This is a genomic window from Flavobacterium sp. (genome assembly GCF_044377315.1).
GTDB lineage: Bacteria > Bacteroidota > Bacteroidia > Flavobacteriales > Flavobacteriaceae > Flavobacterium.
Map to the genome: position 1 here is coordinate 38,219 of NZ_JBILJG010000020.1, position 14,099 is coordinate 52,317.

15 protein-coding genes are annotated in these 14,099 nt (G+C 33.4%); 6 read left to right on the plus strand and 9 right to left on the minus strand.

Annotation, left to right across the window (positions count from 1 at the left end):
• Positions 1 to 65: 65 nt before the first annotated feature.
• The 9 genes from ACIQ66_RS07760 to ACIQ66_RS07800 all read right to left on the minus strand — a co-directional run bounded on the left by ACIQ66_RS07760 (position 66) and on the right by ACIQ66_RS07800 (position 8,170).
• The gene (locus ACIQ66_RS07760; protein ID WP_396212231.1) at positions 66 to 1,229 is read right to left on the minus strand and encodes a sigma-54-dependent transcriptional regulator; all 1,164 of its coding nucleotides are present in this window, start codon (positions 1,227 to 1,229) and stop codon (positions 66 to 68) included.
• A gap of 179 nt (positions 1,230 to 1,408) precedes the next feature.
• Entirely contained in the window at positions 1,409 to 2,716 is a 1,308-nt protein-coding gene (locus ACIQ66_RS07765) for an ABC transporter permease (protein WP_396212232.1), read from the minus strand.
• 85 nt (positions 2,717 to 2,801) lie between these two features.
• Positions 2,802 to 3,722 (minus strand): ABC transporter ATP-binding protein, encoded by a 921-nt coding sequence (locus ACIQ66_RS07770; RefSeq protein ID WP_396212233.1) that lies wholly within the window; start codon positions 3,720 to 3,722, stop codon positions 2,802 to 2,804.
• A gap of 207 nt (positions 3,723 to 3,929) precedes the next feature.
• Complete coding sequence (locus tag ACIQ66_RS07775) at positions 3,930 to 4,325, minus strand: PIN domain-containing protein (RefSeq protein ID WP_396212234.1); 396 nt, start codon at positions 4,323 to 4,325, stop codon at positions 3,930 to 3,932.
• Positions 4,312 to 4,551, minus strand: a complete 240-nt coding sequence (locus ACIQ66_RS07780; RefSeq protein ID WP_396212235.1) for a hypothetical protein — start codon at positions 4,549 to 4,551, stop codon at positions 4,312 to 4,314. Before ACIQ66_RS07780 ends, ACIQ66_RS07775 begins: the two co-directional genes overlap by 14 nt.
• Before the next feature lie 40 nt (positions 4,552 to 4,591).
• The gene (gene dnaJ, locus ACIQ66_RS07785; protein WP_396212236.1) at positions 4,592 to 5,707 is read right to left on the minus strand and encodes a molecular chaperone DnaJ; all 1,116 of its coding nucleotides are present in this window, start codon (positions 5,705 to 5,707) and stop codon (positions 4,592 to 4,594) included.
• A gap of 43 nt (positions 5,708 to 5,750) precedes the next feature.
• Positions 5,751 to 6,335, minus strand: a complete 585-nt coding sequence (locus ACIQ66_RS07790; RefSeq protein WP_396212237.1) for a nucleotide exchange factor GrpE — start codon at positions 6,333 to 6,335, stop codon at positions 5,751 to 5,753.
• A gap of 304 nt (positions 6,336 to 6,639) precedes the next feature.
• Positions 6,640 to 7,545: a TIGR01777 family oxidoreductase gene (locus ACIQ66_RS07795; RefSeq protein WP_396212238.1), complete on the minus strand. Its 906-nt coding sequence runs from the start codon at positions 7,543 to 7,545 to the stop codon at positions 6,640 to 6,642.
• 172 nt (positions 7,546 to 7,717) lie between these two features.
• Positions 7,718 to 8,170: a DUF4442 domain-containing protein gene (locus ACIQ66_RS07800; protein WP_396212239.1), complete on the minus strand. Its 453-nt coding sequence runs from the start codon at positions 8,168 to 8,170 to the stop codon at positions 7,718 to 7,720.
• Between the two features lie 193 nt (positions 8,171 to 8,363).
• On the opposite strand from ACIQ66_RS07800, the gene ACIQ66_RS07805 reads away from it, so the two are divergent.
• From ACIQ66_RS07805 to ACIQ66_RS07830, 6 genes are all read left to right on the plus strand, one after another.
• Complete coding sequence (locus tag ACIQ66_RS07805; RefSeq protein WP_396212240.1) at positions 8,364 to 8,819, plus strand: DUF4870 domain-containing protein; 456 nt, start codon at positions 8,364 to 8,366, stop codon at positions 8,817 to 8,819.
• A 168-nt stretch (positions 8,820 to 8,987) separates the two neighbouring features.
• On the plus strand, positions 8,988 to 9,317 hold the full coding sequence (locus ACIQ66_RS07810) for a PadR family transcriptional regulator (RefSeq protein ID WP_396212241.1): 330 nt from the start codon (positions 8,988 to 8,990) through the stop codon (positions 9,315 to 9,317).
• Between the two features lie 5 nt (positions 9,318 to 9,322).
• Complete coding sequence (locus ACIQ66_RS07815) at positions 9,323 to 11,104, plus strand: PspC domain-containing protein (RefSeq protein WP_396212242.1); 1,782 nt, start codon at positions 9,323 to 9,325, stop codon at positions 11,102 to 11,104.
• A gap of 2 nt (positions 11,105 to 11,106) precedes the next feature.
• A complete protein-coding gene (locus tag ACIQ66_RS07820; protein ID WP_396212243.1) occupies positions 11,107 to 11,850 on the plus strand; it encodes a head GIN domain-containing protein in 744 nt (247 codons plus the stop codon).
• Positions 11,851 to 12,073: 223 nt separating this feature from the next.
• Complete coding sequence (rluF, locus tag ACIQ66_RS07825) at positions 12,074 to 12,859, plus strand: 23S rRNA pseudouridine(2604) synthase RluF (RefSeq protein ID WP_396212244.1); 786 nt, start codon at positions 12,074 to 12,076, stop codon at positions 12,857 to 12,859.
• Between the two features lie 69 nt (positions 12,860 to 12,928).
• Positions 12,929 to 13,963: a tyrosine-type recombinase/integrase gene (locus ACIQ66_RS07830; protein WP_396212245.1), complete on the plus strand. Its 1,035-nt coding sequence runs from the start codon at positions 12,929 to 12,931 to the stop codon at positions 13,961 to 13,963.
• Positions 13,964 to 14,099: the final 136 nt, after the last annotated feature.

The window sequence follows — 14,099 nt, forward strand, 5'->3', positions numbered from 1 at the left end:
GGTTTTAGGGAATAGGAATTTGGCGCATATTTACCTAAAACCTAATTCCTTAAAACTATTACCTGTTATTTACTTGCGAATAGTTTTACGTCTGTTTCTGATATTTCGTTGCCACCCAAAATTATTAGTCGTTCCACAACGTTTCTTAGTTCGCGGATATTTCCTGTCCAGTCGTATTCTTGTAATAGTTTGATAGCGTCTTTTGAGAATATTTTTGTTGCATTTCCTTGCTCCTCGGCTATTTTTATGGCAAAATGTTCTAATAATAATGGAATGTCGTCTCTACGTTCGTTTAACGCTGGGACTTTTATCAGAATTACTGCCAAACGATGGTATAAATCTTCTCTGAAACGTCCATCTTCGATTTCTTTTTTCAGGTCTTTGTTGGTTGCTGCTATTACACGAACATTTACTTTGATGTCTTTGTCGGCACCAACACGTTGAATCAGACTTTCTTGCAAAGCACGTAATACTTTGGCTTGTGCTGCCAAACTCATATCGCCAATTTCATCTAAGAAAATAGTTCCGCCATCGGCAGCTTCGAATTTTCCTGCTCGGTCTTTTACTGCTGATGTAAATGCACCTTTTATATGTCCGAATAGTTCGCTTTCTATCAATTCAGATGGAATTGCGGCACAGTTTACCTCGATAATTGGAAAGTTGGCGCGCTCGCTTTTTTCGTGCAGTTGATGCGCAACAAGTTCTTTTCCTGTTCCATTTGGTCCCGTAATTAAAACTCTTGCATCGGTTTGTGCCACTTTTTCGATTATGGCTTTTATGTGGTTGATAGGTTCTGAATTGCCTATCATTTCGTAGTTTTTGCTAACTTTTTTCTTTAGAATTTTGTTTTCAACTACGAGTTGCTTTTTGTCTAAAGCGTTGCGAACAGTGTTTAATAATCGATTTAAATCGGGTGGTTTTGAAATATAATCGAATGCACCTAGACGCATAGTGTTTATGGCGGTTTCCATATCGCCGTGACCAGAAATCATTACTATTGGAATTTCGGGTTTTATTTTTTTTACGGCTTCAAGAAGTTCTTCGCCGTCCATTTTGGGCATTTTGATGTCGCAAAGCACCAAATCATAATCGGTGTTTTTTATTTTTTCGAAGCCTTGTGCTCCGTCTTCGGCTTCTTCTACTAGATAGGTATCGCTTTCTTCGGAGAGTATTTTGGTTAATACTCTACGAATGGAAGCTTCGTCTTCTATGATTAGTATTTTTGACATGCTTTTTTATTTAACCGCAAAGTTCGCAAAGTTTTTCGCAAAGTTCACAAAAATTCAAAATTGTTTTATTAATAGCCCTGATTGGAGCAAATATCCTTTTTCTTTTTTTATTTAAAAAAGAAAAAGATATTGTGGAAAGCAGGAATTGCCATCACCGATAATGCCCGAGCCATTCGCTCCTAATATTTAAGCCATTTGTATAATTCTTTCCAGGTTGGTTTTTTGCCATACATTAGAATTCCGACGCGGTAAATTTTGGATGCAAACCATACAACTCCGAGAAATGTTCCGAAAAGTAACGTTACCGAAATGGCGATTTGCCACCAAGGTACACCAAATGGAATTCGCATAAGCATGACTATTGGCGATGTAAGCGGAATCATCGAAAACACAGTTGCTACGGTTCCGTGTGGATCGTTTATTACTGTGAAAAAACCGATATATACACCTAATATTAAAGGCATTATTATAGGCAAAAGAAACTGTTGTGAGTCGGTTTCGTTATCAACAGCGGCACCAATTGCTGCGTAGAATGAGCTATATAGAAAATAGCCACCAACGAAATAAACGATAAAACCTAAAGCTATTGAAAGTAAAGGAAGATTTAAAATTTCTTTTAGATACATTTGAAAATCGCCACCCATTTCTTTTTGTGCCATTGCCATTGCTTCTTGCGATTGACTTGCGGATGCTGCACCCATTTGAACTCCGAAAATAGATGTCATGATAAACATGGCAGCAACTCCGAGAATTGCCCAAATTAGAAATTGTAAAATTCCAGCCATTGAAGTTCCTATGATTTTACCCATCATTAATTGGAAAGGTTTGACTGACGAAATGATAACTTCGATAATTCTTGACGTTTTTTCTTCGATAACGCTTCTCATTACCATGTTTCCGTATATGACGATGAACATCATGATTAAATATCCGAAAGCACCACCAATAGCAATTTTGATTTCGTTAAGACCTTTTAGCGCTTCTTCACCTGATGCTTTTGTTAGATTTATAGAAACAGCTGCTTTAGCATTACTTATTTTTAGAGTGTCTAAGCCTTGCGCAAGGAAATTTTCGTCTGTTATTTTTTTGGAAATGACATCTTCTAATTTTTCGACAAATAGTACACTTGGGCTATCATTAGAAACGTATTGAATTCCTTTTTGCAAACTTTCGTTATTAGCTGCTTTTGGTATGATTAGCAAACCTTCGTAGCTTTCTTTTACGATGCTATCTTTTAAAATTTTGGTATCGACAGAAGATAAATCGAGGTATTTGTATTCTTCATCATTTTTGAATTGGCTAACAAACTTGCCCGTTTCGTCATGAATCGCAATGGTTTTCATATCGGCTTTCATTGAACCAAGATAACCCACAAAAGCTCCAATTCCGACAAATAGTAATGGACTTAAAAATGTCATTACAATGAATGATTTATTGCGAACTTTGGCAATAAATTCTCTTTTTATTATTAATGCTAATTTGCTCATTTTTTTAAAGGTTGTGGGTTGTGGGTTGTGGGTTGTGGGTTGTAGGTAGTATCTAACACCTACGACCAACCTCCTAAAACCTAATTTACTCACTTACTGTTTTTATAAAAATATCGTTTACACTTGGAATTTTTTCTACAAAATGGGTTACTTGACCGCGTTGTACTAATGTATTTAAAAGTTCGCTTGAAGTGGCATTTCCAAGGTTGATTTCGAGTTTTAATTCGTCGTTTAGCGATTTGAAATTGGATTGTGACAGTGTGAATTTTTGACTTAAATCGTACATCAATCCTTCTACATTGTTAGTTAAAATTCCAACTTCAAAGCTATTGGTACGAAATTGCTTCTTAACATCGGTTAATTTTCCTTCGATTAGTTTATTTGATTTATGGATTAGTGCAATATGGTCGCACATTTCTTCTACACTTTCCATTCGGTGTGTTGAGAAAATGATAGAAGTTCCTTGTTTGTTGAGTTCGATGATTTCGTCTTTTATCAAATTGGCATTTACGGGATCAAATCCTGAGAAAGGTTCGTCGAGAATAAGTAGTTTTGGTTTATGCAAAACAGTTACAACAAACTGAATTTTTTGTGCCATTCCTTTAGAAAGTTCTTGGATTTTTTTGTTCCACCAACCTTGAATTTCTAGTCTGTCGAACCAATATTTTAGTTGAATTTTGGCATCTTCTTTAGACAATCCTTTTAGTTGAGCCAAATACAAACATTGCTCACCTACTTTCATTGACTTATACAAACCACGTTCTTCTGGCATATAACCAATATACTGAACATCATCAGGTTGCAATAGTTTTCCATCAAGTAAAACTTCGCCACTATCGGGCATTGTAATTTGATTGATGATACGAATTAGCGATGTTTTTCCGGCACCATTGGGTCCTAATAATCCGTAAATACTTCCTTGTGGAATAGAAAGCGAAACTTGGTTGAGAGCAGTATAATCTCCGTATTTCTTGACAACTTTGTTTACTTCGAGAATGTTATTCATAAAAATTAAATTTCAATGGCAATGACAATAGCAATTTACAAAAGTTTAGCAATTAAATTTGATTTTTGACATTGACTTTTGTTGTTGCAACTGTATTTTGTAAAAGTATAGAATTAGTAGTAAACTTTACGTATTTGTTACAAAAAACCCACCCTTATTTGCATAAGGATGGGAAAAAAGAATAGAAACAAATCTATTCAAAAAAAATTATTTCTTTAAAGAGTCTAAATTCTTTATTATTATTGTTTCATCAATAGAGAGAAAGTCGTCCCAGTCTGCTGTTAATAGTGGAATGTCTAAAAACTTTGAAGTCGCAAGTATTATTGCGTCAGGTAATTTTATCTTTTTAATTTTATTTTTTCTGATTTCGATAACAAACTCAGAGATTTCTTTGTTTAAATCAATAATTTGAATGTTGTTGAAAAGTTCATCAACCAAATCCTTCTCATTTGAATTTGAAAATTCATAACCATAAACTTCAAGATAAGTTATTATTGAAACATAATATTCTTCATAAGAATTTATAAACTTATCTATATCTAGTATCTGTTTAGAAGCATAAATTATGACATTTGTATCAAGAAGAATTTTATTCCCACTCATTTCTAATTCCTTTTTGCCACAAAACTGGGTCTTGAATAACTGAAAACATTTTTTCTTTTTTCATCTTATTCAAAGTTTTCAAAATAGCTTCTTTTTTTGACAAACTAGTTTTTGAATCATTGACAAGTAAAATTACCCTAACTTCTTCGTTATCAAAATCTTTATATTTTTTTGGAACAACAATTTTGCCCTTTTCAATCCTTGAAGAAAATTCAATTGCATTCATACTTACTACATTTTATGTATCAAAAGTACATTTTTTTTTCTTACGAAAACATATCTTTCACTTTTTCAAAGAAAGATTTATCGCTTTTCTCTGGATTTGGAGTGAAATTACTATCTCCGAGATTTTTTTCGAAAAATAGTTTTTGTTCTTTATTAAGATTTTTTGGCGTCCAAACGTTTACGTGAACCAATAAATCACCGCTTCCGTAGCTATTGATGCTTGGAATTCCTTTTCCTTTAAGTCTCAAAATTTTTCCAGATTGAATTCCTTCTTCCAGTTTGATTCTCACTTTACCGTTTATAGCTTCAATATCTTTAGAAACACCTAAAACCGCTTCTGATAAACTTATGTATAAATCGTAATGAAGATTTTCGCCTTCACGTTTAAGAAATTCGTGTTCTAATTCTTCGATAGCCACAATTAAATCTCCAGGAATACTGTTGTTTCCAGGTGCATCATTCCCTTTGTTAGAGACTTTAAGTTGCATACCATCTACAACACCGGCAGGGATTTTGATAGAAACCGTTTCGTCTTCTAAAATCATTCCTTGTGAATCGGCATTAGCAGGTTTTCTATCCATAATTTGACCCGAACCACCACAAGTTGGACATGTTGAGGCTGATTGCATTCTACCTAAAATAGTATTGGTAACACGCATTACTTGACCTTGACCATTACAAGTGGAACAAGTTTTATAGGTAACGCCTTGTGCTTGAACTTTACGTTTAACTTTTACTTTTTTCTCAACACCATTGGCAATTTCTTCTAAAGTCAATTTAACTTTTATACGAAGATTGCTTCCTTTTACACGACGTTGACCTCCGCCACCACCAAATCCACCGCCGCCAAACGCACTTCCGAAAATATCGCCAAACTGACTGAAAATATCATCCATATTCATGCCACCGTGACCACCACCAAATCCGCCACCGCCATCAAATGCTTGATGACCATATTGGTCGTATTTAGCCTTTTTTTGAGGATCACTAAGAACTTCATAAGCTTCGGCAGCTTTTTTAAAATTCTCTTCTGCAGCAGCATCTCCTGGATTTTTATCAGGATGAAACTCGATAGCTTTCTTGCGATAGGCTTTCTTTATTTCAGCTTCGGATGCATTCTTAGAAATGCCTAATATTTCGTAAAAATCTTTTTTCATTTTATGTTTATGTTGTTTTGTAGAGACAAGTCATGACTTGTTTTTACATTCCTACTACTACTTTTGGAAAACGAATTATTTTATCGCCTAATTTGTATCCTTTATCAAGAACATCTACAATTTTTCCTTTTAAATCATCCGATGGTGCTGGGATTTGAGTAATTGCTTCTGCAAAATCAGCATTAAATGCATCACCAACTCTAACTTCAATTTGTTCTAAACCTTTAGAAACCAATGTTCCTTTAAGTTTTTCATAAATAAGTTCAACACCTTTTAGCAAAAGTTCGTCTTCTGACTTAGAAATTTCAATCATGGCTCTGTCAAAATCGTCCATAACTGGCAACATGGCTTGTAAAACTTCTTGATTGGCAGTTTTAAACAAATCGATACGTTCTTTAGAAGTACGTTTTTTATAATTTTCAAACTCAGCAAAAAGTCGCAAAAATTTATCTTTTTCGGTAGATAATTCTTCTTGCAATTGTTGTTCAAGCGTTAACTCGGCAGCTGCTTCAACCTCATTTACAATGTTTTCTGAAGTTTTTTCTTCAACAATTGGTTCATTTTCTGGATTTTCAGTATTCATTGTATCTTCTTGTTTTTTATTCTTAAAAATATTTTTAATGTTCATAATCGTATGATTTCACTACTTTAAAATCAAATTATTTGCCATTTTTGAATTTATGTCAAATTGTCACAATTATGTTTTCAAATCTAAGATTACATAAAATAAAAAATTAGCAAAATTTTAAGACTACATTGGTTTCGAGTTTAGTACATTTGGATTACTAAAGTTCTTTTTAAAAGGTTGGACTTTATAAATTTTCCAATTATTAATTCGATTCTGATACATAAAAACTCCAGCAAATACTGGAGTTTTTTTTTGTTTTCCTCACCCCAACCCTCTCCAAAGTAGAGGGAAAAGAAAGGTTGCTTTATAACAAAATATCATTTAAAGCCTTTTCTGCTGTATCAAATTTGAATTTGAATCCGAGTTGGAGTGCTCTTTTTGGAATTACAGATTTATTTTGAAAGAGTAAGATGTGCATTTCGCCCAAAATCAATTTCATTACAGATTTCGGAATATTGGGTAAAAAAAGAGGTTTCTTTAAAATTCTCGCAATCGTCTTGGTCAATTCCTGATTTGAAATTGGATTTGGAGCTACAGCATTTAGTATTCCATCCGTTTGATTGGTAATGGCAAAATAATACAAATTGACCAAATCTTGAATATGAATCCAAGATTGAACTTGTTTTCCTGAACCGAAACCTGAACCTACTCCATACTTAATAGGTTTAACCATTTGGGCAAGTGCGCCACCTTTGGCTGAAAAAACAATTCCGGTGCGAAGAACAGTGGTTTTGATTGATAATAAGTGAAATTGATTAGCACTTTCCTCCCATTTTACGACCAAATTACTCAAAAAACTATCTTCAATTTCGGGAGAATTTTCGTCATATACTCTTGAAAAAGTATCGGGATAAATAGCCGTTCCCGAAGCAGATATAAATTGTGTTACTTGATTTTGGGATTTTTTTACCAATCCGAAAAGCAAATGAGCTGACAATAATCGGCTTTCAATTAATTCTTGTTTGTAGTTGTTAGTCCATTTTTTTGATATAGATGCGCCTGCCAAATGCACAATCACATCAACACCTTCAATGCAATTCTCATCGATGGTTCCTTCTTGTGGATTCCAATAAAATCCGTTATAATTGGTTTTGTTTACGATTTTAGAAATTGAAGTTGTCAAATAATTAACGGAATGATCGTTTTTCAATAACTTTTCCGTCAATTCTGTACCGATAAGTCCTGTTGCGCCTGTGATTAAAACTTTCATTTTGTTATTTTTATTCAAATTTACAAAAACAAAATCTGAATAGTTCATTAATTGTCATGGTTTTAACTTTTGTTTAGAACAATTTAGGATGATTTTTATAACCATTTATTGCATTAAGATAATTAAGAATTAACTCTTTTAATTATTTTTAACCACATAGAGACATAGCTTATTATTTAACACGAACCGTCCATTCAAAATCCATTTCTGAAACTTGTTCACCTTTTTGGTTGGTTCCTATTGATTTCATCCAAAGGGTTTGTCCTTCGCCAGTTGCAATAGTTTTCTGGATAGCTTTTTCTACTAGCTTGCCATCGTGGCATATAAAAGTGATTCTACCCGTTGCTTTTTTGGTAAAAGTTGCTTTATTATTGGCTACCAACATTGAAATATTTGTTCCAGATGCTTTTATTTTAGACAATACTAATGCGCCTGTTGTGAGTTCGGCTGCCATTGCTTGCACGGCAAAATACATCGAATTAAAAGGGTTTTGATTGAACCATCTATGCTTAACAGATACCACGCATTGCTCATCGTCTATTGCTTTAAGTCGTACACCAGCCCAAAAGGCCGATGGTAATTTGAAAAATAAAAAAGTATTATATTTTAAAGTTGAATTGCTCATGAAGTATTGATTATGCTGTAAAAATACACATTTATATGCTAGTAATCGCTCGTTATTAAATGTTAATTTTTTGTTAATATTAACTACTATGCAAAACAAGCTACTAGTTTTTAGCCTTATCTTTGTATAAGAAATTAATAGTCTATCTATAGTAATAAATAAAATCATCATTAATCAAAACAAAAAGAACATCATGACATCAAACGAAAAAAACACATCAGCCCTAATCCATTTGACTATATTGTCGCAATATATTATTCCGTTTGGAGGTTTTATTTTTCCAATAATACTATGGAGTTCTAAAAAAAATGATTCCGAATTTATCGATGCCAACGGAAAGCAAGCAATAAATTTTCAACTAAGTATGTTTTTATACACTTTACTTTTAGTAGTAGTTTCAATTCCAACTTTAATTTACTTGGCTGCAAAAAATGTAAGTTTTAGTTCAACTCATTTTGATTCAGGAAATTTTAGAATTGAAGATTTAAGTAATGAAAATATAACCACTTTTATAATTATTGCCGCTATTGCATTTGGCTTATTTATATTTTCAAAAATAGTCGAATTCGTATTGATAATTATTGCAGGTGTAAAAGCATCAAATGGCGAAACATATAAATATCCTTTGACTATTAATTTCTTTAAATAATTTCAATTAGTTTCAATCATCAATTTAATCACGGTTCACTAGCCCCGATTGCAATGGAAATCCTTTTTATTTTTTCTTTAAAAATAAAAAGATTGAAGTGAAAAGCGGGAAATAGCTCCAAAAAAAAATAAAAAACGAATGTTAATCACAAAAAAATAAAAAAAAATCATGAACATCGAAAACACAAAAGCGCAAATGCGAAAAGGAGTTTTGGAGTTCTGCATCTTATCTGTTTTAAAAGAAAAAGAAGCCTATACCTCTGAAATTTTGGATACTTTAAAAAACGCAAAATTGCTTGTAGTTGAAGGTACCGTTTATCCGCTACTAACAAGATTAAAAAATGACGGTTTACTCAACTATCGTTGGGAAGAATCCACTTCGGGACCACCAAGAAAATATTATGAGTTAACCGATTTAGGAAAAACATTTTTAAATGAATTAAATGGTACATGGACAGAATTGTCGGATGCCGTAAACATTATAACCAATCAAAACTAACAATCATGAACAAAACAGTAAATATTAATATAGGTGGATTATTTTTCAATGTAGATGAAAATGCCTTCCAAAAGCTATCTAGCTATTTAGATGCTATAAAACGTTCGCTATCTAACCCATCTGGGCAAGACGAGATAATGAAAGACATCGAAATGCGTATTGCAGAATTGTTAGCAGAAAAACAAAAAACGGACAAACATGTGGTTAGCCTAAAAGACGTTGACGAAGTAATTTTAGTAATGGGACAACCTGAGGATTACCGAATAGACGACGAAAGTGAAGAACCAACAAAAACAACGTTCACTTCTTCTACATCAAGAACATCAAAAAAATTATATCGTGATAAAGATAAAGGTATGATTGGTGGGGTTTGTACTGGGTTAGGTCACTACTTTGGTGTAGATGCTGTTTGGATTAAAATTTTGTTTCTAATATTTGTTTTCGCAGGTTTTGGAACTGGAATTTTGGCTTACTTTATCCTTTGGGTTGTAACACCAGAAGCTATTACTACAAGCGAAAAGCTAGAAATGACTGGCGAACCCGTAACGATTTCGAACATAGAGAAAAAAGTGAGAGAAGAATTTGAAAGTGTTTCTGAAAAATTGAAAAACGTAGATCAAAAAGTACGTGAAGAATACGAAAACATGTCTGAAAAATTCAAAAATGCTAATCCTGATTTGGCCAACCAATTTACATCGGGCGCAAACAGCGTTGGTAAAAATTTTGGAGACGTTATAGTTACCATTTTTGGTGCTTTTGCTAAGGTTTTGGGTGCTATAATTGTAATGTTTGCTTCTTTTTCATTGTTAGCTTTTTGTATTGCCTGTATTGTTTTAATGTTTTCTACTAATATGCCTGAAAATTATATTCTAAATCATATTCAAACACCAATTGGATTAGAAACACCTCTATGGATTCAAGGAATTTTATACTTATTGGTTTTTGGTATTCCGTTGTTCTTTTTTCTAATTCTTGGATTAAAATTACTACTAAACAACTTAAAATCAATTGGAAGTATTGCTAAATATAGCTTACTAGCTTTATGGGTAATTGCTTTAGGAATCTTAATTTCGCTGGGAATAAACGAAGCGACTCAAATAGCTTTTGAAGGCAAAACTGTTCAAAAACAAGAGATTGTATTACAACCTACAGACACGCTTTTTATAAAATTCAAAAACAATGACTTTTATTCAAAAAACATTGACTACAGAGACGATTTCAAACTTACACAAGACGAGAGCGGTAAAGATGTTATCTATTCTAACAATGTTTCCATAAAACTTATGCCGACCGATGAAAAAGTTGCTTTTATTCAAATTGAAAAATTAGCAAACGGTAAATCGGCTTCCGAAGCAAAAGAAAGAGCTGAAAAAATTAACTATGCTTTTGAAGTTAAAGGAAATCAACTTATCTTAAATAATTATTTGATAAATGACGTCAAAAATAAATTTAGAGGTCAACAAGTAGAACTTTTCCTTTATTTACCTATTGGAACTTATGTAAAACCGGATCAATCAATGGAAAATTATGACCAAACAGATTCAGATTATTTCTATTGGCATCCAAACCAAAACGAAGTTTACAAAGTTAATTCAAACAAAATGGACTGTGTAAATTGTCTATACCAATACGAAGATGTTAAAACAGAAAACATCAATAGTATCAACGAAAACGATTCAATCAAAGAGATTTCAATAAAAATAAATGGTAAAGAAGTTATTCAAACCAAAAAAGGGAAACCAGGTCTTGAGATAAACCAAGATGGTATAATCGTTAAAACCAACTAATCATGATAAAACTAATTTTATTTGCTGCAAAAGTCATTACGGCAGCCATACTAGCGCTACTATTCAGTTCATGCCAATATAAAATTGACTTAGGAAACGGAATAGACGGAAACGGAAACGTACAAACAGAAACCAGAACCATTACAGAAACCTTTACAAAAGTTGATGTTTCTCGCGGAATTGACGTTGTGCTAGAACAAGCAAATGCCGTAAAAATTGAAGTAGAAGCCGATGAAAACTTACTAAAACACATTACTACCAAAGTACAAAATGGCGTTCTAAAAGTTACATCCGACGAGCATATAGACAATGCCGAAATGATGACTGTTCGCATTTCAATGCCAACTATCACTATAATTGAAACCACAAGTGGCGCCTCAATAACAGGAAAAAACACGCTAAAAGGAACCAATTTAAAAGTAAAAACTAGTAGCGGAAGCGAAATTCAAGCCACTGTTGAGTTTGACGAAATCAGTTGCGAATCGACCAGCGGAAGTAACATTGACGTTGCTGGAAAAGCGCTAAAACTCGAAACGGCCTCGTCTAGCGGAAGCGAAATAAATGCCGAAAGATTACTTGCCAACGAAGTTTTTGCCCAGTCAACCAGCGGAAGTTCAACACAAGTTCATCCGTTAGTAAAAATTTCTGGAAAAGCCTCTAGCGGAAGCTCTATAAGTTATGATGGAAACCCTAAAACCGTCAAAAAAGAAGAAACTTCGGGCGGAAGCGTTTCATCCAATCATTAAAAGTAAACCATTTTTTTTTAACCGCAAATTCTATTAGTTGAGAGTTTGCGGTTTTTTGTTTAGGAGCCAATCACTCGGGCGTTTTAGATAATGGTAGTTCCCGCTTTCTGTTCCAATCTTTTACAACTTTATAAAAGTTGCAAAAGAATTTCCTCGCCAATCGGGGCTAGATTCAATCTGTATTGATGCGAAATCATTTTTACAAAATAACTATCTTTGCCAAATGGAAGACAATCTAAAAAGGCTAAACAAGTTTATTGGTGAAACAGGATTCTGTTCCCGACGAGAAGCCGACAAACTTATAGAAGAAGGCAGAGTAACCCTAAACGGCGCTATTCCCGAAATGGGCACCAAAGTTTCTTTGCACGACGAAGTGCGAATAGACGGAAAACTCATTAGAGAAAAAACCGAAAAACCTATTTACTTAGCTTTCAACAAACCACCCGGAATAGAATGTACTACCAACCTAGAAGTGCATAATAACATTATTGATTACATCAATTATCCAACCCGCATTTTCCCAATAGGACGACTTGATAAAGCCAGCGAAGGATTGATTTTTCTAACCAATGACGGCGATATTGTTAACAAAATTTTGCGTGCCCGCAACAACCACGAAAAAGAATACATCGTAACCGTAAACCGACCAATAACCGACCGATTTATAGAACGAATGAGCAACGGAATTCCTATTCTAGAAACCGTTACCCGAAAATGCAAAGTTGAACAAATCAGCAAACACGTTTTTAGAATCATTCTTACACAAGGTTTGAACAGGCAAATTCGTCGTATGTGCGAATACCTTGATTATGAGGTAACAGCCCTAAAACGTACACGCATCATCAACATTTCACTCGATTTGCCAATAGGTCGTCACCGACTTTTAACCGATGCCGAAATCAAAGAACTCAATAAGTTGATAGAACCTTCGAGCAAAACCGAAGAAGCCAGTTTGCCAAAACCAGCACCAAGAATTATTTTGCCAAGAAAAGATTTTAGAAGAAATTAAATAAATATTCCTTGACTACTAGTTAGTTTATAATTTTTTTTTTAATTTTACATTATAAATTTATAAGCCATGTATTGGAGTGCCAAAATTATCAGCCATAACGGAGATAAACGCATTGCCGTTTATTTTGAAAAAAACACCGAATTAATTTCCCGAATAAGAAAAGTCGAAGGAGCAAGATGGAGTCAAACACTCAAAGTTTGGCATATTCCCAATACTGCAGAAAACCAAATTAGATTTAGCATTATAGTTAGACAACCCTCAAAAGAAGGATTAGAACAAATTGCAAAATTCAAGCAATGGTTAATATCTAAACGCTACAGCACCAATACCATCAAAACTTATACCGAAGCATTGCGTGCATTTCTAACCTTTTTCAATCAAAAAAATAGCAATGAAATTTCTAATGAAGATTTGATTACCTATAATAATGAATACATTTTTAAAAACAAATTATCATCCTCCTATCAAAATCAGATTGTAAATGCACTCAAACTCTATTTTAAAACGGTAAAAGAAAAAAAGATTGAGATAGAAAAAATTCACCGCCCCAAGCGAGAAAAAGTGTTGCCAAATGTATTGAGTAAAGAAGAAATAAAACTCATACTTACTGCCCACAGCAACCTAAAACATAAAACAATGTTATCATTAATTTATAGTTGCGGATTAAGAAGAAGCGAATTATTGAATCTCCTACTACAAGACATCAATTCTAAACGCAACATAGTAATGATTAGACAAGCCAAAGGAAAAAAAGACAGAATAGCACCATTATCGAATAAAATTTTGCAATTACTTAGAGACTATTATGTAGTATATAAACCAAAAAAATGGTTATTTGAGGGAGTTAATGGAGAAGAGCCTTATGATGCTAGAAGCTTATCCAATGTTTTAAAACAAGCACTTTCAAAAGTAGGAATAACCAAACCCGTAAGTTTGCATTGGTTGCGACACAGCTATGCTACACACTTACTAGAAAGTGGCACCGATTTGCGATATATACAGGAATTATTAGGCCATAGAAGTAGCAAAACGACCGAGATATACACACATGTTAGCACCAAGAGTTTAGAGCAAATAAAAAGTCCGTTTGATGATTTATAAAAAATGTTTTTACATAAAAATAGTACAATTTTTTTTATATATTTGAAACTTGAAGTCAAATTTATGGCACAAAGCCAACTTACAGTGAGTTGATAAGTGCTATTTATGGCTGATATAAACGAGTTAGCACCAATAG